An 18818-nucleotide genomic window follows, 5' to 3' on the forward strand; every position below is an offset into this window, starting at 1 on the left:
CTATTGTATTGTGAATTTTTTTGTTTCTTTTTCACTTAATGAAAAATAGCCTAACGGATAATTTGCTTTGTCTGTTGTATTGATAATATTTCCTTTTACAGTTGCAGGAGGAGATTGAAACGGTCCGCCGGTATTACTGCCGGCAATGCTTACTAAAATGCTCATGTAATTGTAGTATTGTTTTGAAATGCCAATGTGAGTAATTTCAATTTCATCGCCAGGTTTTAGATCATCATCATCTGAAACGCTGAAAAATTCATTTCCCTGAAAAAACTTATCTTCATCTACATAATAATTCGAAGTTATTTTGTTAGAATATAGATATTTATACAAATAGAAATTGTCTTCATCTGGCGGATCATTATAATACGCTCTTACTTCGATATCTTTTCCGGTAAATCCTCCTTCATTATTTTGTTCAATTCTGGTAATTGGCGCTACAGATTTTAATATTTCTGCTGCAGTATAAGTATTTCCGCCGCTGGTTACAGTTAAGGTGTATGTTTCGTTAATTTTTGGAATAAAATCATTGCATATATAACGGCCGGTTTTTTGAATTTCAATAAAATTAAACTGCTTGCCGCTGCTGTTTTTTATATAAACTACTGCTCCGGAAACTGTTGGAATTGTATTTTCGAAATAACCAGTTGTTGTTGTTAATTTTATAACCTGTTGTTTTCCCGTTGTGCCTTTCTCCCAATTTATTGCTGCTTCGATCACTAGTTTTGGAGGTGCAGTGTCGAGATCAACATCGACAACATCTTCACAACTAATGAAGAAAGATGAGGAAAGTAAGACGATTAATAAAACTACTTTTTTCATATTGTATTAATTTTCACTTGTGAAAAATTGTGTTTAAAATTTAAAATTGTAACTAACTGCAGGCACTATACCAAATATTGAAAATCGTACAGCTTCGTTTATTCCTGTATCAGAATTCTGCCTGAAATTAATAGAAGCAGCGTTGCTTCGGTTATATAAATTATAAATACTGAAAACCCATTCGCCTTTCCAGTTTCGGTCTTTATTTTTTCTTGGTGTTAAAGTTGCCGAAATATCTAAATGGTGATAAGCAGGAAGACGATTCTCATTTCGTAAACCGTAACTTGGAACTGTAATTCCTAAGTATTCATACTGCCCGTTTGGATACGTAACCGGCTGTCCGGATTGTAAAACAAAGTTAGCGCCAAATGACCATTTTTCATTTAAATTATAAGCAGATGTTACAGCCAGATTATGCGTTTTATCGTAAGCAGAACTGTACCATTGACCATCATTAATTCCAATTTCTTCAGGAGTTCTTCCTGGTGTCTGCTGTTCAGATCTTGATAAAGTATAAGAAATCCAGCCGTTGAATTTTCCAGTGTTTTTCTTTACCATAATTTCGAGACCGTAAGCACGCATTCTTCCATTTAAAATTACCTGCTCGATAGCATTATTTGCAATTAAATCGGCACCGTCTATATAATCCAGCCTGTTTTGAATTTTTTTGTAAAAAGTTTCAACTTCAAGTGAATAATCTCCTCCTTTAATATTTCGGAAATATCCTAAAGCCACCTGATCTGCAATCTGTGGTTTAATGTAATTATCGCTTGGCATCCAGACATCAAGCGGAGTAGGAGATGAGGTGTTTGAAATTAACTGAAGATATTGCGCCATTCGGTTATAACTCGCTTTTATTGACTGATCTTCATTTAATTGATATGAAATGGCAAATCTTGGCTCTAGATTATTATAATCCTGAATTACTTTGTTCTTACCGAAATATTTTGTTGAAGTGGGTGTGCCTTTTTCATAAATCTGCATATCAGAATTAAAAACAACAGGACTATTATTGTCGTAATAATTAATAGTCGACGAACCTAAACGATAAAATAAACTGTATCGTAAACCGTAAGCAACCGTAATTTTTTTAGAAAGCTGATTTTCGGCATCTAAGTAAACCGAAGGTTCAAAAGCGTATTTTTTATCTAATTGATCCGGATTAATTCCTGAATCAGCACTGCTTGGTTTAATGGTTCCCGGATTAAATTCATAATAAATTCCGTTTAAACCATAATTCAATTTGAATTTATCTGAAATATAATGTTTGAAATCGTATTTGATGTTGTAGTTTTTGATTCCTGAATCCCATTTGAAACCAACAAAATCCAGATCAAGTCCATAATAATAGTCACTGTAAATTAAAGATAAATTCGAAAATAATTTATTTGAGTACAAATGGTTCCAGCGAAGATTTAAAGTTGAATTTCCATAAATATTGGTAAAACTTTTATTCAGACTGAAAACATCGCGTCCAAAATATCCGGATAAATATAAGCTGTTATTATCGTTTAATTTATAGCTGAATTTTGCATTTAAATCATAAAAATAAGCCGAGTTGTCTTTGTTGTCTTCAGAAAGTTTTAAAAACAAATGCGCGTAAGAAGCACGTCCTCCAATTAAAAAAGAACCTTTGTCTTTTACAATTGGACCTTCTACAAGAAGACGGCTGGATATTAAACCAATTCCTCCGTTTACATGAAAATCTTTACTGCTTCCGTCTTTCTGGTAAATTTCCAGAACAGATGAGGCTCTTCCTCCAAAACGTGCCGGAATGCCTCCTTTGTATAATTTTAAATCTTTAATGGCATCTGGATTAAAGACTGAGAAAAACCCGAAAACATGTGATGAATTAAAAATTGTAGCTTCATCTAATAAAATTAAATTCTGGTCAGCACCGCCGCCCCGAACATTAAATCCTGATGCGCCTTCGCCCGCATTTGTAACTCCGGGAAGCAATAAAATCGATTTTAAAACATCGACTTCTCCTAAAACTACCGGCATTTTTTTTATGGTTGAAATAGAGAGTTTATTCACGCTCATTTCTGGCGATTTGATGTTTATTTTGCCCTTATTATCAGTTATAATAACTTCCTGCAGTTCTTCGCCGCTTTCGCTGATATAAAAATTATTCTTAGTATTTTGATTTAAATTGATAGTCTGCTGAATGGTTTGATAACCTATATAACTAATTTCTATTTGATGTTCGCCTCGCGGCACTGTAATAGAATAAAAACCGTATTCGTTTGTGGTTGTTCCTATTTTTAAGGCTGGAATATAAATGTTGACCCCAATTAAAGTTTCATTATTTTTAGAATCCTTTATAGTACCGCTTAGTGTAAATTTATCCTGAGAGAAAGAAGTAAAAGTCGTAAAGATAATAATTAGAAAAAGGCTGATTTTTTTTGTAATCATTGTGCTGGTTTTGATATACATAGATAGTGATTCTTGCTAAATATTACAGACGAACTTTTGTTAAACATAAGTTAAGAATAAAAAAAGGACAACTTTGTGAGTTGTCCTTTTTTAATATTTGTAAAACGCACAGAAGTGCGCTTAAATTATTTGATTTTAGCAATAATAGCATTGAATGTTTCACTAGGGCGCATTGCTTTGCTTACTAACTCAGGAGTTGGCTGGTAATAACCGCCAATGTTTTGAGCTTTTCCTTGTGCTGCAATTAATTCAGCATCGATTTTAGCTTCGTTTGCTTCAAATTCAGCAGCAATTGGAGTAAAGATCGCTTTCAATTCAGCATCTTTGTCCTGAGCTGCTAAAGCCTGAGCCCAGTAGAATGCTAAATAGAAGTGAGATCCACGGTTATCAATCTGACCAACTTTACGAGCCGGAGATTTATCGTTTGCTAAGAATTTATCGTTTGCCTGATCTAAAGTTTCCGATAAAATAATTGCTTTAGAATTGTCTAAAGTTTGTCCTAAATGCTCTAATGATGCACCAAGAGCTAAAAATTCTCCAAGTGAATCCCAACGTAAATATCCTTCTTCTGTAAATTGCTCAACGTGTTTTGGAGCAGATCCTCCAGCACCAGTTTCAAACAACCCGCCGCCGTTCATTAAAGGAACGATAGATAACATTTTTGCAGAAGTTCCTAATTCTAAAATTGGAAATAAATCTGTTAAGTAGTCACGTAAAACGTTTCCAGTTACAGAAATTGTATCTAAACCTTTGATGATTCTGTCTAAAGTAAATTCTGTAGCAGCAATTGGGTTTAAAATACGGATATCTAAGTTTGTAGTATCGTAGTCTTTAAGGTATTTTTGAACTTTTACGATCAATTCTCTATCGTGTGCTCTGTTTTCGTCTAACCAGAAAACTGCAGGAGTATCAGATAAACGAGCTCTGTTTACAGCCAATTTAACCCAGTCCTGAATAGGAGCATCTTTTGCCTGACACATTCTGAAAATATCGTTTGCTTCAACGTTTTGTTCCATTAAAACATTTCCGTTTTGGTCAACCACACGTACAACACCGTCACCTTTAATTTGGAAAGTTTTGTCGTGAGATCCGTATTCTTCTGCTTTTTGAGCCATTAATCCAACGTTTGGAACACTTCCCATTGTTTTTGGATCAAAAGCCCCGTGTTTTTTACAGAAATCGATAGTTGCAGTATAAACACCAGCATAAGATCTGTCTGGAATAACAGCGAATGTATCTTGTGCTTTACCTTCTTTGTTCCACATTTGTCCAGAAGTACGAATCATTGCCGGCATAGAAGCATCAACAATTACATCAGATGGAACGTGTAAGTTTGTAATTCCTTTATCAGAATTAACCATTGCTAAAGCTGGTCCGTCAGCGATTGCCTGATCGATAGCAGCTTCAACTTCTGCCTGTTCTGGTCTTCCGGCAATTTTAGCGTAGATATCGCCTAAACCGTTTCTTGTATCAACGTTTAATTCAGCAAATAAAGAAGCGTATTTTTTGAAAACATCTGCAAAATATACTTCAACGATAGCGCCAAAGATAATTGGATCAGAAACTTTCATCATTGTAGCTTTTAAGTGTACAGAAAGTAAAACTCCTGCAGCTTTAGCTTCAGCGATTACATCTGCAGCAAAAGCTTTTAATTTATTTACACTTAAAACAGAGCTGTCAATAATTTCACCTGCTTTTAGCGGAGTACTTGCTTTTAAAACAGTTGTAGTTCCGTCTTTAGCAACGAATTCAATTTTTACATCATTAGCATCATTTACAGTTAGTGATTTTTCGCTTCCGTAGAAATCACCGTTTGACATAGAAGCTACCTTTGTTTTTGAGTCAGCAGACCATGCACCCATTGAGTGTGGATTTGCTTTTGCAAAGTTTTTAACGGCTCTTGGCGCTCTACGATCAGAGTTACCTTCGCGTAAAACAGGGTTTACAGCAGAACCTAATACTTTTGCATATTTTGCTTTAATTTCCTTTTCAGAATCGTTTTGCGGATCTTCCGGGTAATTAGGAACATTATAACCATGTGATTGTAATTCAGCAATAGCCGCTTTTAATTGTGGTACAGATGCTGAAATGTTTGGTAATTTAATAATGTTAGCTTCTGGCTGAGTTGCTAATTGGCCAAGTTCTGCAAGAGCATCTCCTGTTTTTTGAGCATCTGTTAAAGATTCAGGGAAGTTAGATAAAATTCTTCCTGCCAAAGAGATGTCTCTAGTTTCAATAGCAATACCAGCTGTAGAAGTAAAAGCTTGGACAATAGGTAATAAAGAATAAGTCGCTAATAATGGCGCCTCATCAGTTAAGGTGTAAAAAATTTTTGAATTCTGTGTCATTTTTTTTTCTTTTTTTATAATCGTGTCGTCACAAGAATGGCGATGTAAAGGTAAAAGTCGGCTCAAAAACGAGCGGAGCAAATATAATAAAAACAGTCCGAAAACGGTGTAGTTTTAGTTAGAAAAGCATGTTTTATCAGATTGTTATTTCGTGCTCATTAAATTGTCAAATCGATGATTTTGCTATTAAAAAATTACGGTTTTGATATTAGGAAAGAAAAAGACATAAAAAAAACTCGTTTCAAATGATATGAAACGAGTTTTTTATAACAATTAGATAAATGATTATCTTCTTTTATCTTTAATCTTAGCTTTTTTACCAGTAAGTTCTCTGAAGTAGAAAATTCTAGCTCTACGAACTGCACCTTTTTTGTTGATTTCGATTTTTTGTAAAGCTGGTAAGTTTACTGGGAAGATACGCTCAACTCCAATAGCTCCAGACATTTTACGAATTGTGAAAGTTTCTGTAGTTCCAGAACCTCTTCTTTGAATAACAACTCCTTTAAAAAACTGAGTTCTTGTTTTTTCACCCTCTTTAATTTCGTAGAAAACAGTGATTGTGTCTCCAGCTCCGAAATCTGGGAAATCTTTTTTAGCAACGAATTCGTTTTGAACGAATTTTAATAAATCTGCCATGATAATTTTATTATTATAGTTTTATATAAAGCAACATTCACGTATTTCGCCAGAGGTTGGTCTAATTCGGGTGCAAATGTAGAAAATAATTATAAATTATGAATTATAAATTGAAAATTATTTTAACTATCTGATAAAATGATTGTTAGACTCAGTTTTTAGTTTCACTTTTCAGTTTTTTTCTTTTTAAAAAATGTAAAACATAAGTATTCATTTACTTTTAATAAATAGAAATCCTATATTCGTAATAAACAGATTGTAATTATAAGATAAAATTAGGATGGAGAAAAATTATCTGAAACAATATATTGAGTTTTCTAATGCATTTAGAGAATCAAACAGCTCAAAAGAAAGTGTAGAAAATATTTATGATCTGCTTTATGAATTGGAGGATGTGGATAGAACTAAAGAAGACAACTTAGTACTTTCAAATGCATATATTCTTTTAGGTTTTCATAAATCAGCTTATGAAGTTTTTAAAGAAACGGTAGATTTGAGTAATAGTAAAGAAGTTTCTAAATTATATGTGATGGAACAAAAAGCCAAATCACATGGAAATAATTTTATCATAAAAGACATTAGAAAACTTAAGGAAAAGAAAGAATTGCCAAAACTTACTCGATCAGATTTTCAAATTTCTAAAGAAGATAGAAGGAAGTTTGAAATCCCTCAAAAGGAGATTGTAATATTCAATAAAAATATAAAAGGAAAAATCTCGATATATACTCCTGATTTAGATATTGAAAAATATTCAGATATAATTTTTGAACATCTCAATTGGCTTGCAGATTGCAAAAATGAATTAATTGAATTTTATAATCAAAACAATGAATTTATTGATGAACAGGCAAATGATGATTGGTATGATACTTTAGATATTTACAGTATTCAATTGACGATTAATAATTCATCAGACATTGAAACTTTAATTTCTGCAGGAGATACTTTTTCGCAAGATCATATTTTAGATATAGAACTAACAAATCGAACGATTATTTCGATGAATTACGACGGCTGAATTTTTATTTAGTCCTGGTTTTCGGCCTCAGTTACTGAAAACTGAAAACCGCGACTGAATACTTTTTAATGCTCTTCCAATAAATCTGGCCGTCTGTTTTTAGTATGTTCATATGCGGCATCTTCACGCCATTTTTCGATTTTAGCAGCATGTCCGCTGGTTAAAACTTCGGGAACTTTCCATCCTTTATAATCGGCTGGTCTTGTGTATATAGGTCCAGAAAGTAAATTATCCTGAAAACTATCTGTTAAGGCTGAAGTCTCATCACTTAAAACACCCGGAATTAAACGAATCAAAGCATCAGATAAAACCAAAGCACCTAATTCTCCTCCAGATAAAACATAATCGCCAATAGAAATTTCTTTGGTAATAAAATGATCTCTAACTCTTTGATCAACACCTTTATAATGACCGCATAAAATGATAATGTTTTCATACATTGACATTTTGTTGGCCATTTTTTGGTTTAAAGTTTCGCCGTCTGGAGACATATAAATGATTTCGTCGTATTCGCGCTCACTTTTTAAATGTGTAATACAATCGTCAATTGGCTGTATCATCATCACCATTCCGGCACCTCCGCCAAACTGATAATCATCTACGCTTTTTTGTTTGTTGGTTGTATAGTCGCGCAAATTATGAAAATGTACTTCAACCAAACCTTTGTCAATAGCACGTTTCATAATCGAAGCCTCAAACGGACTTCTTAATAATTCTGGCAAAACCGTTATAATGTCAATTCGCATTTTCTTCTCTAATTATTCTAGGCTGCAAAGATACAAGTTAATAATTGGCATTCTAAAAAACAAAAAGCAAATAATTCCAAATCTTAAATAGCTGTCAAAATATTTGATAATGATTGGTTTTGGTGTTAATGTATTGCTTGTCAATTTGTTAAATGATAATTATATAACATTAGAGGATAATTGTGTAAATAAAATTTTACTAATTTCAAGTATCATTACAATGCTTAATTATATGAATGGCAGATTAAAAACCAATCTAAAAACTAAATTTTATGAAAAAGATACTACTAATGACTGTTATATTTGCTCTCCACGTTTCTTGCTCAAGTACTAAAAATTCGATGGATGTTTCAATAGGAGAAAACAAATCAAAATTAATTAAGACGTATGGATCTCCCGTAAGAACTTTACCCGATAACGAAAATGGAGAAATTCTTGTATATGCAGATCAGGTTTTCCTGAATGAAGATAATTCTAATGGTCCCAGAATAGCGGGACAAAACTATTGGAATTACAATTATGTATATGTAAACAAGGATGGAAAAGTAACTTCAACTCGAAAAGAAAAACAAAACTATCCTCCTCAGGCTATTGATTCTCAAAAAATACAGGGAATGAATTTGCTGACGGCAAAATAGATGTAGTCCATACGGGACAAAATATGTTACGATAATTCTTGGCTGCCGATATTTTGTTCCTAACGGAACAGATAAATGATAAGTTAATAACAAAAAAAAAGAAAGATAATTCTTTCTTTTTTTTTGTTATGTTTGCGATGTAAAAATTATTCCGCTAGGAATAAAATATCGGTAAAAAAAAATAATATATAGAATCAATGTCCCGTAGGGACTGCATAAAATGGCAAATACATATTCATTTTGTTTTTGCTGTGAAATATAGGAAAGCAATTATTCACAAAAACTGGAGAGATGAATTGTTCAAGTATATTTCTGGAATCATAAAGAATAATAATCATAAACTTTTGGCTATAAATGGCGTTTCAGATTATGTTCCTATTTTGATTGGTATAAGGCCTGTGCAGTCAATATCAGAATTGATGAAAACTGTGAAACAAAATTCATCAAAGTGGATAAATGAAAATAAATATATAAATAGTCATTTTGAATGGCAGGAAGGGGATATGGAGCATTTTTATATAGTAAATCTCAATTGAATGCCGTTATAGAATATATTCAGAAGCAAGAACAACATCATAAAAAGAAAACATTTAGAGAAGAGTACATCAATTTTCTTGAAAAATTTGAAGTTGATTATGATGAAAAGTTTATTTTTAAAGAACTAATCTAAATTTGAACATGTCTCCACAAACATTAAAAATTGTAGCCATAACCGGCAGTACAAGAAAAAACTCAAGTAATTATAAAATTCTAAAACATATTTCAGAGCAAATTAAAACAGGTTTTGAAGTTGAAATATTTGAAGATTTAGATACCATTCCTCATTTTAATCCAGATTTAGATACCGAAAACCCTCCGAAAGAAGTTGTATTATTAAGAAATAAAATAAAAGAGGCAGACGGAGTAATAATATGCACTCCAGAATACGTGTTCAGTTTACCCGGAAGTTTAAAGAATGCTTTAGAATGGTTTGTTTCAACTACTATTTTTTCAAATAAAAAGACGGGCTTAATAACTGCTTCGGCATCTGGAGAAATGGGACACGAACAGCTCGAGCTGATTATGAAAACCCTTGAAGCTAAATTTGATAATAATACACAATTATTAATACAAGGTATTCGGGGTAAAGTAGATGCAGATGGAAAAATTATAAATGAAGAAACCAAAGCAGCTCTTCAAAACTTCACAAATAACTTTGAAAATCAATTTTTATATTAAAATTACTTTCTGAAATTAGATCAAAAATGATTACAAGAAGAACTTTTATTATAAATACAAGTCTTACTGCAGCGACAGTTTTGGCTTTACCTTCATTAGCATTTTCTATGGATAAAAAAGAGATTGGTTTACAGTTGTACACATTGAGAGAGGAACTTCCAAAAAATGTAAAAGCGGTTTTAGAAAAAGTTGCAGCTTCTGGATATGCAAATGTTGAAACGTATGGCTTTTCGATTAAAGATCAATTTTGGGGATTATCTCCGGTTGAATTAAAAAAGATTTTAGATGAAAATAATCTAAAAGCAGTAAGCGGTCATTATAATTTAGGAAGCTTTTTATATGATGGAAATACTACTGAACTTATAGCTTCAATTGAAGCGGCAAAGACTCTTAAAAGCGAATTTCTAACTGTTCCCTGGGTTGATGAACCTTTTAGAAAAAGTCTTGAAGATTATAAAAAGATTGCTTCACGATTAAATCAGGCAGCTAAAATGTGTGCCGATTCTGGATTAAAATTTGCTTATCATAATCACGATTTTGAATTTCAAAAACATGATGGTGTTACGGGTTATGAGATTTTATTAAATGAAACCGATAAAAACCTTGTTTGTTTTGAATTAGATCTATACTGGGTTGTTCGTTCAGGAAATGATCCGCTGCAATTGTTTAAAGAAAACCCGAGCCGTTTTAAAATGTGGCATGTAAAAGATATGGATAAAAAAAATCAGGCGCTGAATACCGAAGTCGGATCTGGATCAATTGATTTTAAACCTTTTTTTGCAGCAGCAAAACAGGCCGGAATGGTTCATTTTTTTGTTGAACAGGAAAATAATTTTGCTGTAAATTCTTTTCAGTCCATTAAAACAAGCTGCGATTTTATTTCAAAAAAACTGATATAAAACTAAATCATCAAAATGTCTTATTTTTGTAAAAATCAATTTTGAAAGCTATGCAGAATATTGGAACAAGTAAAGAATTTATAAAAGGAGACGAAATAGAGTGGGAAGTGGTTGGCGAAGGAATCAAACGCAAAATTCTTGCTTTTGATGACAGAGTTATGCTTGTAAATGTACATTTTGAAACGGGAGGAATTGGTGTTTTACACGAACATTACCATACTCAGGTTACGTATGTTGCAAGCGGAAAATTTGATGTCACCATAAATGGCGTAACAGAAACCTTAAAAGAAGGCGACAGTTTTTACATTCCGCCGCATGCAGTACATGGAGTTGTATGTTTAGAAAGCGGTATGCTTACCGATGTTTTTGGTCCAGCAAGAGAAGATTTTCTAAAATCATAAAAGTTTTAAAATCAAGAGAATTATCATTTGAAAACCTTGATCTGATCTTAAATTTAAAAATTTTATAACTTTTTTAAAGTTTTGATTAAGATTAGATCGGTATTTTTGCAAAATGAATTTATCTAAAACTAACGTATTGTTTATGGCAGTTTGCACTGGTCTTATAGTTGCAAATCTTTATTACTGCCAGCCTTTAATTGTTTTAATTGCAAACGAATTTAAAATTCCTGAAGCCAGCGCCGGAACTATAACATATTTAACTCAGGCCGGTTATGCCATTGGGTTGTTTTTTATGGTGCCGCTTGGTGATAAATTAGAACGCAAAAAGCAGATTTTAATTACCACTTTTGCCTCTGTAATTGCATTACTTATTGCAGCAACAGCAAAAAGTTTTCTTATTTTGCAGATAGCTTCTTTATTAATTGGAATCACTTCAATTGTACCGCAGCTTATCTTGCCTTTGGCCGCTTCATTAAGTACGCCGGAACAACGAGGAAAAGTTATCGGAACTATCATGAGTGGTTTATTGGTCGGAATTTTGCTATCGCGAACTTTAAGCGGATTTATTGGCGAAGTTTTAGGCTGGAGATCGATGTTTTATATCGCGGCCGGAATTTGTCTTTTGATCTTTTTTGTCATTCAAAATAAATTCCCTGTAAATAAACCTCAGTTCAAAGGGACTTACGGGCAATTAATCCAATCTTTATTTACCCTTATAAAAACACAGCCGGTTTTACGTGAAGCTACAGCAATCAACGTATTTAGTTTTGCTCAGTTTGGTGCTTTCTGGACCACAATGGTTTTACTGCTTTCCGGAGAACCTTTCCACTTTAATAGTGCTACAATTGGTTTATTCGGAATTGTAGGAGCTTCGGGAGCTTTGGCAGCGCCTTTGGTTGGAAAAATAGGAGATAAAGGAAATTCGAGAATTGCAGTTGGTTACGGTTGTTTATTGATATTAATAAGCTTCTTGATTTTCTATTTTTCTATAGAAAGTGTAATTGGAATAGCGATTGGAATTGTGTTTATTGATATTGGAATTCAGGGTGTTCACATTTCAAATCAAACCAGAGTTTATTCTCTATTGCCAGAAGCCAGAAACAGATTAAATACGGTATTTATGTCGTTTAGCTTTTTAGGAACCGCTGCAGGATCTGCTTATGGATTATTGTTGTGGAAACTGGGCGGATGGCATGCGGTAACGATTGGCTGTATGGTTTTATCGTTATTATCATTAACAGTTTATGGACTGACTTATAAATCAAAATCTAAAAAACAGAAAGCACAAATTGATTAAAAAATTAATTTGTAAATTTGCGTTCAATTAAAAAATAACAACAATGGAAAACGGAATATATGCTAAATTCAACACTGGCAAAGGTGCGATTTTAGTAAAACTTACACACGATTTAACACCTGGAACTGTAGGAAACTTTGTTGCTCTTGCAGAAGGGAATATGGAGAATAAAGTGAAACCTCAGGGACAAAAATTCTATGACGGATTAAACTTTCACAGAGTAATCGCTGATTTTATGATTCAGGGTGGATGTCCTAAAGGAACTGGAACAGGAGATCCAGGTTATAAATTTGATGATGAATTCGTACCAAGTTTAAAACACGACCGTCCAGGAGTTTTATCTATGGCAAATTCAGGTCCTGGAACTAATGGTTCTCAATTTTTCATTACACACGTACCAACTCCTTGGTTAGACGGAAAACATACTGTTTTTGGACATGTAGTTGAAGGACAGGATATTGTTGATGCTATTGCTCAAGGTGATGCATTAGAGTCTGTAGAAATCATCAGAGTTGGTGAAGAAGCTCAAAAATGGAATGCAATTGAATCTTTTATTTCTTTAAAAGGTGCCAGAATGAAAAGAGAAGCAGCGTTAAAAGCAGAATCTGAAGCAAAAATGGAACAATTAGCAGCTGGTTTTGATAAAACAGAAAGCGGATTACGTTACAAAATGATTCAAAAAGGTGAAGGTAAAAAAGCTGAAGCTGGAAAAACAGTTTCTGTACACTACGAAGGATCTTTAGAAAACGGAAAAGTTTTTGATTCATCTTACCCGCGTAAAAAACCAATCGAATTTAAATTAGGAATTGGGCAGGTTATCGAAGGATGGGACGAAGGTATTGCTTTATTACAAGTTGGAGACAAAGCTCGTTTTGTAATTCCATCTGATTTAGCTTATGGACCATCTGGTGCAGGTGGAGTTATTCCGCCGCATGCAACTTTGATTTTCGACGTTGAATTAATGGACGTAAAATAAGAATATACAAGACAATTTATAATTGTTTTAAACTAGAATCCCGTTCGGTAATCGAATGGGATTTTTTTTAAATTTACTTGAAAACTAAATTTAAAAACAAGATGAAATTAAGAATATTAAGTGCAGTATTTGCAGCTGCGCTTTTAACAGCATGTGGTTCTTCAAAATCTGCTTCTGTAGCTTCTGCTACTCCGGCAGCTCCAGCAAATACGACAGTAGAATTAACTCCTGAACTTGCAGAAGGAAAAAACTTGTATGAGAATAGTTGTGCCAGATGTCATAAATTATATGAGCCGACTAAATTTAGCAAAGAAGACTGGCAGCCAATTTTAATCCGCATGCAGAAGAAAGCAAAACTTGATGATGTAAAAATGGCTTCAATAACAAATTATATTCACTCGCAATTATAATTTGCATTCAAAATAATAAAAAACCTGTTCAGTATTTTTTGAACAGGTTTTTTTTATTTTTCAAATAGATATAAAAAAACACCTTCACATGATGAGGTGTTTTATAAATTAAGAATGATGTACTACAGCCGAGTTATCTACTGCTACAATCTTTAAAGTTTTAATGCCGGCCGGTAATTCCCAATCGACTTCGTCATTTTCTTTAAAACCAATAATAGCTACGCTTAAAGGTGCCAGAATTGAAATTTTGCTCTGCTTGACATCTGCATATGAAGGTAAAACAATTTGAATCTTCATTTGTTTATTTGCTTTTACATCTTCAATCGTTACAAGAGAATTAATCCTGATAACCGAACTGTCCAGTTCGCTTTCTTTACTTATTACAGCGCGGTCTAACTCTTGCGAAAGCTGATTTGCCTCTTTAGTATTAGTTGAATTTTTACTTTTTAAAATCAATTCTCTTAAAAATTGATAGTCTGATTTACAGAAAGTGGGTGTTGGTTTCATATCTATATTGAATTTATTGTTATTAATTTTTTTTGAATGATTTTTCTTCTTTTGTATTGTTTAGAACGAACTTTCCTTATCCTATTAAAAATAGGTCGTTAAATGAAAATTATGTAGTTTGAAAAAACAAAAAAATATCCGACCAAAATTGATTTTTGTCAAATACGTAAATGCTTAAGCTGATGTAAATCCTCCGCCTGAAAGAAGAAAAGTGAAATAGACGGAGGCCTAATTAATAAAGGCCTTACTATGCGAAATAAATACAGCAGAAAGCGGCTTTCTTGTAAGAGAAAGCAGCAAAGCAGAAACTGTAAATATTGTTATAGTGCTCACAATGAGTAATGTTTGTTTGTTAGCAAAGATAGTAAACTTTTTTTAAAGCGCACATATCTTTATTTCCATTTGATATTGCAGCCAATACTAGGCTTTTGAATTTCGTTTAAAATTCGGTTATAAATCAAAGCGTCGATAGCATTTCTTAAATCAGTTCCGCTTAACGGAATTCCGTTTCCGGGTCTTGAATCATCTAATTGTCCTCTGTAAAATAACTTATTTTGATTGTCAAATAAATAAAAATCAGGAGTGCAGGCAGCCTCATAAGCTTTGGCAGTTTCCTGAGTTTCATCAAATAAATAAGGAAAATCTATTTTATGCTGTAAAGCAAAATCAGTCATTAATTCCGGAGAATCTTCGGGAAATTTTACAATATCGTTGCTTGAAATGGCAATTATTCCAAGTCCCTGAACACGATAATCGTTTGCAATCATGACAATTTCGTTAATAACATGAAGCACAAACGGACAATGATTGCACATAAAAATAACAAGAGTTCCTTTTGATCCTTTTAAATCTTCAAACGAATAGACATTATTCGAATTAGTATCTTTTAAATAAAATTCGGGAGCAATTGTCCCAAGCGGAATCATATTTGAAGGAGTTCGTGCCATTTTTATAGAATATTAATTCTCAAAAATAGCTTTAAAAATCTGTAAAAGAAAGTGTACAAGAAGAAATTGTTGTATCTGACTGTGAGTAATTTTTTGAACAGATTGCACAGATTAAAATGATTTTGAAATTTTATAACAGATTTTTATCCGCAAAAAGTCCTTTTAGTCTGTGTAATCTGCAGCTGACTTATTTTATGAATTCAAGAACTCAAGTAAATCTTTATTTAATTTGTCTTTTTCGGTATAGAATAAGCCGTGTGGTGCGCCTTCATAAACAATAAAAGTATTGTTTTGTATTGCTTTGGCGGTTTTTTCTGAACTCACTTCAATAGGAACATTTTTATCGTCGGTTCCGTGTATTATTAAAGTTGGAACTTTAATAGTATGCAGTTCGTCTCTAAAATCGGTAGTGTTTAGGGATTCTGCACATTGCAATGTAGCTCTTGGTGAAGCTGCAGAACATAAATCTCTGTAATATTCTAACAAAGGCGTGCTTAAAGGTTTATTGATAATGTTTACACCAAAAAATATTTTTCCAAAATTATCCAAAAAGCCTATTCTGTCTTCATGTATTGAGGCAGCAGTTGCTTCGGTTTTTTCTTTTGGACGTCCTTCTGGATTATCTTCAGTTTTTAATAAAAATGGAATAATAGACGAAATAAGAGCGGCTTTTGTAACGCCTTTTCCCTGATGTCTGCTAAAATATCGAACTACTTCACCGCCGCCCATCGAAAAGCCCACTAAAGTCACATTTTCTAATTCTAGCTGTTCTATGATTTCACTTAAATCATCACTTAGAGTATCATAATCATAGCCATCCCAAGGCTGAGACGATTTACCAAAACCACGACGGTCATAAGCAATTACACGATAATTATTTTTAACCAAAAATTCAATTTGATATTCCCACATTTCGTTAGAAAGAGGCCATCCGTGAATTAAAATAACGGGTTTTCCTTTTCCGTAATCCTTTACATAAAGTTTTACATTTTTGGCCGTTTCTATATATTTATCTGTATTTAACTGATGAATATCGAAGTCTAAATCTCTTAGAGTTGGATTTGAGTTTATTATACTATTTTCCATTTTTTACATCTTTTTCTAGTTAGTTACTAAACCTGTATCGTAAAATTAATTCGAGAGTAAAAAAATGGGTTATAGAATTAGGTATATTCGTTACAAAATTTATAGGTTTGTAAATAAAGAATAAAAATGGATTTAACCTGGAACGAGTTTGAAAGAACCGATATGCGTGTAGGTACAATCATTGAAGTTAATGATTTTCCCGAAGCGAGAAAACCTGCTTTTCAGCTTACAATAGATTTTGGTGCAGAAATTGGTATCCGAAAATCATCGGCACAAATTACAAAACGATATAACAAAGAAGATTTAGTAAACAGACAGATAGTGGCGGTTGTAAATTTCCCAAGAAAACAAATTGGAAAATTTATGAGCGAATGTCTGGTTCTTGGAGCTGTAGGCGAGGAGGGAGATGTTATTTTACTTGCCCCGGATTTTAAAATTCCAAACGGATTGCGTATTGGCTAGTTTTCAGTCGCAGTTTTCAGTCTCAGTCTCAATGTAAAATTGTAAACTGAGACTGCGAACTATTTAGTTTTAGAAATTAACTGTTGCAAAATAACCTGTCCTTCTTCCCAATATTTCAAATCGGAGTCTGAATTGATATGTCCTTGTTGACCGACGTTTACAAAATCACTTCCCCATTTTTCTGCAAAATATTGTTTTCTTTCGAATGAGGCGTAAGGATCGTTTTCGCTGGCTACTACTATTGATGGAAAAGGTAGTTTGTAAAGCGGCATAGGCGAAAAATTTCTGATAATATCCGGTGTATGTTCAGGTGAATCAACATCGGCTGGAGCCACAAGTAAAGCGCCAATTATATTTTTATTTGAATGTGTTTCTGCCCAGTGCAATACTAATGAAACTGCCAGACTGTGTGCTACTAAAATAGTTGGATTTTCAAGTTTTGAAACTGCTTCGTTTAAACGGGAAATCCAGTCTTCGCGTACAGGTTCATCCCAATTGTCCTGAACCAGACGAATTGAATTTTTAAATTTTTCGTGCCAAAAGGTCTGCCAGTGTTTCTCTCCGGAATTTCCTAATCCCGGTAAAATTAATAGTTGTGTTTCCATTGCCGTGGAATTATTGTATTTATTTTTTAGTTTGTTTTTCTTTTAAAATTCGGTTGACTTCATTTACCAATAAAGGAAAAGCAGGTTCCGTCATTCCATGTCCATAACCGTCTAATTCGTATAGTTTTGTTTGTGTATGTCCAACCAGTTTCATCATTCTGGCCATATAAGCGTTTTCTTCATAACGGCCTAACATTTCCAATTCACGATCTCCTGTAATTAATAAAAGCGGCGGAGCATCGGCGCGAACGTGATACAAAGGTGCAAACGTATCAATTATAGGTTGTTTTTCCGGAATTCCGTTTTCTCTTCTAATTTCAAAATGTGTAATACATTGTCCGCTAAACGGAATAAGTCCCGCAATTCTGTTGGCATCGATTCCTTCTTTTTGCAGCCATTTTTTATCTAAGCCAATCATCATTCCCAGATATCCTCCTGCCGAATGTCCTGAAACGAAAATTGAAGATGGATCTCCTCCATAATTAGCAATATTGTTAAATGCCCAGCTTACTGCTGCAGCGGCATCTTCAATTGCTTTAGCTGCTTTTGCTTTTGGAGATAATCTATAGTTTACGCCAATAATAGCAAAACCTTTATTTTTTAAAGCCTCCGGGATTTCTTTGCTTCCTCCTGTTAATCCTCCGCCATGAAACCACACAATAGTGGCAAAGCCTTTTGTGTTTTTTGGATAATAAATATCGAGAACACATCTTTCGTTAATGTAACTGTCAGATTTATTTATAGCGGTGTTATAATATTGAATGTTTGATTTGGTTTCATAATCGGTTTGTTGTGCCAATGCCGAAACGGTAATTAAAACGAATGTTACTAAAAATATTACTTTTCTCATTACAAGTTTATTATAAATTAAATCTAAAGCCTAAAATTGAGATTTGATTATCTACTAAAATTATAGAATTTTAAAGTATAAAAAAAGCCCAAAATGTGTTACATGTTGGACTTGTATTTTTTAAGGTTGTATTAAGACTAAATATCGTCAAAATCAATATCGGTAAAGCTTGATCTATGCGTTTCTGCTTTATCAGAGCTGTATTCTTTTTTAAAATCTTTTTGGTGTCTTTCAGAAATTACTTCTTCGCCTTTGTGGTTCAAAACGTATGAAGTCATTTCTTCTAATATTTCAGCAAAAGCACTAAAATCTTCTTTATATAAATAAATTTTGTGTTTTTTAAAATGAAAAGAACCATCTTCTTCAGTAAACTTTTTGCTTTCGGTAATGGTAATATAATAATCGTCAGCTTTAGTAGCTCTCACATCAAAGAAATAAGTTCTTCTTCCTGCTCGTAATACTTTAGAAAAAATCTCTTCTTTTTCTAACATGTCATTTTCTCTCATAATACGTTCT

General features: G+C 33.1%; 20 protein-coding genes and 1 pseudogene. 10 read left to right on the forward strand and 11 right to left on the reverse strand.

Annotation, left to right across the window (positions count from 1 at the left end; genetic code table 11):
* The 4 genes from PQ462_RS05990 to rplS all read right to left on the reverse strand — a co-directional run bounded on the left by PQ462_RS05990 (position 1) and on the right by rplS (position 6242).
* A complete protein-coding gene (locus PQ462_RS05990; RefSeq protein ID WP_274252733.1) occupies positions 1–822 on the reverse strand; it encodes a DUF4249 domain-containing protein in 822 nt (273 codons plus the stop codon).
* A 33-nt stretch (positions 823–855) separates the two neighbouring features.
* Positions 856–3237 carry a TonB-dependent receptor gene (locus PQ462_RS05995; protein WP_274252734.1) on the reverse strand — a complete coding sequence of 794 codons (2382 nt, stop codon included), beginning with the start codon at positions 3235–3237 and terminating at the stop codon, positions 856–858.
* A gap of 146 nt (positions 3238–3383) precedes the next feature.
* The gene (locus PQ462_RS06000; protein ID WP_274252735.1) at positions 3384–5606 is read right to left on the reverse strand and encodes an NADP-dependent isocitrate dehydrogenase; all 2223 of its coding nucleotides are present in this window, start codon (positions 5604–5606) and stop codon (positions 3384–3386) included.
* A gap of 285 nt (positions 5607–5891) precedes the next feature.
* Positions 5892–6242 carry a 50S ribosomal protein L19 gene (rplS, locus tag PQ462_RS06005; RefSeq protein ID WP_012024249.1) on the reverse strand — a complete coding sequence of 117 codons (351 nt, stop codon included), beginning with the start codon at positions 6240–6242 and terminating at the stop codon, positions 5892–5894.
* 280 nt (positions 6243–6522) lie between these two features.
* Here rplS and PQ462_RS06010 point away from each other — a divergent pair, with 280 nt between their 5' ends.
* Positions 6523–7260: a hypothetical protein gene (locus PQ462_RS06010; protein ID WP_274252737.1), complete on the forward strand. Its 738-nt coding sequence runs from the start codon at positions 6523–6525 to the stop codon at positions 7258–7260.
* A 65-nt stretch (positions 7261–7325) separates the two neighbouring features.
* Here the strand turns inward: PQ462_RS06010 and trmD are convergent, their stop codons facing one another.
* A complete protein-coding gene (gene trmD, locus PQ462_RS06015; RefSeq protein ID WP_012024251.1) occupies positions 7326–8006 on the reverse strand; it encodes a tRNA (guanosine(37)-N1)-methyltransferase TrmD in 681 nt (226 codons plus the stop codon).
* A 272-nt stretch (positions 8007–8278) separates the two neighbouring features.
* On the opposite strand from trmD, the gene PQ462_RS06020 reads away from it, so the two are divergent.
* The 8 genes and pseudogenes from PQ462_RS06020 to PQ462_RS06055 all read left to right on the forward strand — a co-directional run bounded on the left by PQ462_RS06020 (position 8279) and on the right by PQ462_RS06055 (position 13845).
* Positions 8279–8644 (forward strand): hypothetical protein, encoded by a 366-nt coding sequence (locus PQ462_RS06020; RefSeq protein WP_274252738.1) that lies wholly within the window; start codon positions 8279–8281, stop codon positions 8642–8644.
* Between the two features lie 197 nt (positions 8645–8841).
* Positions 8842–9314 (forward strand): annotated as a pseudogene (gene tnpA, locus PQ462_RS06025) (IS200/IS605 family transposase).
* A gap of 8 nt (positions 9315–9322) precedes the next feature.
* Complete coding sequence (locus PQ462_RS06030) at positions 9323–9862, forward strand: NADPH-dependent FMN reductase (protein WP_274252739.1); 540 nt, start codon at positions 9323–9325, stop codon at positions 9860–9862.
* Between the two features lie 26 nt (positions 9863–9888).
* Positions 9889–10761, forward strand: coding sequence for a sugar phosphate isomerase/epimerase family protein (locus PQ462_RS06035; protein WP_274252740.1), 873 nt, complete (start codon positions 9889–9891; stop codon positions 10759–10761).
* Between the two features lie 50 nt (positions 10762–10811).
* On the forward strand, positions 10812–11162 hold the full coding sequence (locus PQ462_RS06040; RefSeq protein ID WP_073409842.1) for a cupin domain-containing protein: 351 nt from the start codon (positions 10812–10814) through the stop codon (positions 11160–11162).
* Positions 11163–11304: 142 nt separating this feature from the next.
* A complete protein-coding gene (locus PQ462_RS06045) occupies positions 11305–12459 on the forward strand; it encodes an MFS transporter (RefSeq protein WP_274252741.1) in 1155 nt (384 codons plus the stop codon).
* Between the two features lie 43 nt (positions 12460–12502).
* Positions 12503–13435: a peptidylprolyl isomerase gene (locus PQ462_RS06050; protein WP_274252742.1), complete on the forward strand. Its 933-nt coding sequence runs from the start codon at positions 12503–12505 to the stop codon at positions 13433–13435.
* Between the two features lie 101 nt (positions 13436–13536).
* Positions 13537–13845: a cytochrome c gene (locus PQ462_RS06055; protein WP_274252743.1), complete on the forward strand. Its 309-nt coding sequence runs from the start codon at positions 13537–13539 to the stop codon at positions 13843–13845.
* 108 nt (positions 13846–13953) lie between these two features.
* Here PQ462_RS06055 and PQ462_RS06060 read toward each other — a convergent pair whose 3' ends face one another.
* From PQ462_RS06060 to PQ462_RS06070, 3 genes are all read right to left on the reverse strand, one after another.
* Positions 13954–14352, reverse strand: a complete 399-nt coding sequence (locus tag PQ462_RS06060) for a GreA/GreB family elongation factor (RefSeq protein WP_012024260.1) — start codon at positions 14350–14352, stop codon at positions 13954–13956.
* Between the two features lie 392 nt (positions 14353–14744).
* The gene (locus tag PQ462_RS06065; protein ID WP_274252744.1) at positions 14745–15299 is read right to left on the reverse strand and encodes a thioredoxin family protein; all 555 of its coding nucleotides are present in this window, start codon (positions 15297–15299) and stop codon (positions 14745–14747) included.
* A gap of 192 nt (positions 15300–15491) precedes the next feature.
* Complete coding sequence (locus PQ462_RS06070) at positions 15492–16385, reverse strand: alpha/beta fold hydrolase (protein WP_274252745.1); 894 nt, start codon at positions 16383–16385, stop codon at positions 15492–15494.
* Between the two features lie 126 nt (positions 16386–16511).
* Here PQ462_RS06070 and PQ462_RS06075 point away from each other — a divergent pair, with 126 nt between their 5' ends.
* Positions 16512–16847, forward strand: coding sequence for a tRNA-binding protein (locus tag PQ462_RS06075; RefSeq protein ID WP_274252746.1), 336 nt, complete (start codon positions 16512–16514; stop codon positions 16845–16847).
* Between the two features lie 59 nt (positions 16848–16906).
* Here PQ462_RS06075 and PQ462_RS06080 read toward each other — a convergent pair whose 3' ends face one another.
* From PQ462_RS06080 to PQ462_RS06090, 3 genes are all read right to left on the reverse strand, one after another.
* A complete protein-coding gene (locus PQ462_RS06080; RefSeq protein WP_274252747.1) occupies positions 16907–17452 on the reverse strand; it encodes an RBBP9/YdeN family alpha/beta hydrolase in 546 nt (181 codons plus the stop codon).
* Between the two features lie 19 nt (positions 17453–17471).
* Positions 17472–18302, reverse strand: a complete 831-nt coding sequence (locus PQ462_RS06085; protein WP_274252748.1) for an alpha/beta hydrolase — start codon at positions 18300–18302, stop codon at positions 17472–17474.
* A gap of 137 nt (positions 18303–18439) precedes the next feature.
* Positions 18440–18808, reverse strand: coding sequence for a PUR family DNA/RNA-binding protein (locus PQ462_RS06090; RefSeq protein ID WP_044047683.1), 369 nt, complete (start codon positions 18806–18808; stop codon positions 18440–18442).
* Positions 18809–18818: the final 10 nt, after the last annotated feature.

Origin of the sequence: Flavobacterium sp. KACC 22758 (genome assembly GCF_028736135.1) — a bacterium.
GTDB classification, from domain to species: domain Bacteria; phylum Bacteroidota; class Bacteroidia; order Flavobacteriales; family Flavobacteriaceae; genus Flavobacterium; species Flavobacterium johnsoniae.